Genomic DNA, 2133 nt, shown 5'->3' with positions numbered 1-2133 from the left:
GCCCGGCGGCGGCCTCGGAGGGGGCGGAGGCGCCCTCCGCGGTCCCGGTCGAGGCCCCCTCCGACGCGCCCTTCGAGGCGCCGTACGCCCCGGGCCCCGCGGAGCCCGGCCCGGCCCGGCGGCCGCGGCTGCTGGTCGCCGACGACAACGCCGACGTACGGTCCTATCTGGGCGATCTCCTCGGCCGCGAGCACGACGTCCTCCTCGCGGCCGACGGCCGTGCCGCGCTGGACACCGCCCTGGCGCACCCCGTGGACCTGGTGCTCACCGATGTGATGATGCCGCGCCTGGACGGCTTCGGGCTGGTGCGGGCGCTGCGCGGCGACCCACGGACCACCCGGCTGCCGATCATCATGCTGACCGCGCGGGCCGGGGAGGAGTCCACGGTGCGGGGGCTGGGCGCGGGCGCGGACGACTACCTCGCCAAACCCTTCTCGGCGCGTCAGCTGCTGGCCCGGGTCAGCGCCAACCTGGAGCTGTCCCGGCTGCGCGAACGGGTGCTCAGCGACAGCCGCAGGCAGGCGGACATGCTCACCTCGCTGTCCCAGGCGAGCCTGCTGCTGTCCGACACCCTCGATCCGCCGCAGGTCCTGGACACCGCCCGGGAACTGCTCGTCCCGGCCCTGGCCGACGAGATACGCATCCGTCTCGCCGACCCCCGTGCCGAGCGGCCCTTGTACGCCGCCGGGGAGTCCGTGGCGCCGGGCGGCGTCCTGGACCGGGCCCTCGGCGACACCCTGCTCGCGGGCACCGCCCCCGAGCCGCCCGCCACCGGCGGCACCCTGCTCTCCGTACCGCTGCTCGCGCACGGCCGGACGCTGGGCGCCCTGGCCATCGCCCGGCGCGAGGGCGCGTACACCATGGCCGACCGGCAGTATCTCCAGGGCGTGGCCGGGCGGCTGGCCCTCGCCTACGACAACGCGGCCCGCTTCCGCAACGAGCGCCACCTCGCCCTGACCCTCCAGCGCGCCCTGCTGCCGCAACACCTCCCCCAGGTGCCGGGGCTGCGCACCGCCTCGTACTACGAGGCGAGCGCCAGCGGCGCCGAGATCGGTGGCGACTGGTACGACGTCATCGCGCTGCCCGACGGCGAGATGGGCCTGGCCATCGGCGATGTGATGGGCCATGACGTGGACGCCGCCACCGTGATGGGCCGGCTGCGCTCCACCCTGCGCGGCTTCGCCCTGGACCGCGCCTCCCCCGGCGTGCTGCTGGGCAAGTTGGACGCCTATCTGCGCTCCCTGGACGTCGACCACTTCGCGACGTGCCTGTACGCGGTGTACGAACCACGCACCCGGCGGCTCCGGTACGCGGCCAGTGGCCATCTGCCGCCGCTGCTGGTGGCAGGCGGGACGACGAGTTTCCTCGACGTCTGCCCCAACGCCCCGCTGGGTCTCGCGGACGAGCCCCTGGTCGGCCACGAGACGCGGCTGCCGCCCGGCGCGGGGCTGCTGCTGTTCACCGACGGGCTGGTGGAGAACAGCCATCTGCCCCTCGACGACGGCCTGGCGGCGCTGCGGCGCGCCTGCGACGGGCTCACCCCGCCCGTCCTCGCCGATCCTCAGGCCATCATCGACCGGGCGCTCGGACTGCTGGACATACCGGGCCGGGTGGACGACGACACGGCGCTGCTGGCCGCGTCAGCTCCGTAACCGTTCGCCCGTATCGGCGTCGAGGACGCTCACCCGCACCGCGGGCTCCCGTACCGCGTCCCGGCTCGCCTCCGCGTCCAGCGCGAAGAGCACCACCACCGGTCGCGCGGCGCCGCCGCGGGCGTGGACCCCGGCGTACTGGAGGATGCGCCAGCCGCCCTCGTCCCAGTGGTCCAGCAGCGCCGACCGCACCAGGGGCGAGGTGCTCTGCCAGGCGAGCGAGTGTTCCAGCAGCTCGACCGTCGCGGCCACCGGTACCCCTGGCGGGGTTCCGGCCAGCGGGTGTCCGGTGAGGCGCAGGCGCAGCCTGCGCCACGGCATCCGCCACCGGCGGTCGGCGCCGAGGGCCACCAGCCCGGCCACCGCCACCAGGGCGCAGCATCCGGTGGCGGCCGGGTGGCGCGGGGCCGTGACCCACCAGGGGTGCCGGGCCAGCGCCACGGCGACACCGCCCGCCACCACCACGGCGGCGCGGGCGAAG

Annotated in this window: 1 protein-coding gene and 1 pseudogene; one reads left to right on the top strand and one right to left on the bottom strand. The window is 75.9% G+C overall.

Features of this window, described 5'->3' with window-relative positions:
* Positions 1–1652 (top strand): SpoIIE family protein phosphatase (locus tag EEJ42_RS13360; protein WP_123100168.1); only part of this gene is annotated, 1652 nt, incomplete at its 5' end.
* Here EEJ42_RS13360 and EEJ42_RS13355 read toward each other — a convergent pair.
* Positions 1641–2133, bottom strand: a pseudogene (locus EEJ42_RS13355) (MauE/DoxX family redox-associated membrane protein); the annotation flags it as partial. The gene EEJ42_RS13360 and the pseudogene EEJ42_RS13355 overlap by 12 nt on opposite strands.

The sequence above is a fragment of the Streptomyces botrytidirepellens genome (assembly GCF_003721215.1).
GTDB lineage: Bacteria > Actinomycetota > Actinomycetes > Streptomycetales > Streptomycetaceae > Streptomyces > Streptomyces himastatinicus.
This window is presented reverse-complemented; position numbering and strand designations above follow the sequence as displayed.